Origin of the sequence: Chryseobacterium sp. CH21 (assembly GCF_004119445.1) — a bacterium.
Classification (GTDB): Bacteria; Bacteroidota; Bacteroidia; order Flavobacteriales; family Weeksellaceae; genus Chryseobacterium.
Window position 1 is genome coordinate 1 of record NZ_QICI01000074.1, and the last position, 284, is coordinate 284.

Consider the following 284-nt stretch of genomic DNA (forward strand, 5'->3'; position numbering starts at 1 on the left):
TTTTCCATCAACTTCAAATGCTTTTGGGACAAGGTTTAAAAATTTTAAAGGTGAGGCAAGCGATGCTGAAGACCGTTCACCAGCAAGATTAGGGTTATGTATTCATAATTCACTACATCTTTCCCAAGAAGACTGGAGTTCACTGCCTGATCTGCACTCAAACCATACATATTGCAGAATATTGATTTTCCATCAACTTCAAATGCTTTTGGGACAAGGTTTAAAAATTTTAAAGGTGAGGCAAGCGATGCTGAAGACCGTTCACCAGCAAGATTAGGGTTATG

1 protein-coding gene is annotated in these 284 nt (G+C 38.7%); it reads right to left on the minus strand.

Features of this window, described 5'->3' with window-relative positions:
* Positions 1–44 precede the first annotated feature (44 nt).
* A partial coding sequence (locus BOQ62_RS23460; protein ID WP_228414237.1) for a hypothetical protein occupies positions 45–284 on the minus strand: 240 nt, incomplete at its 5' end.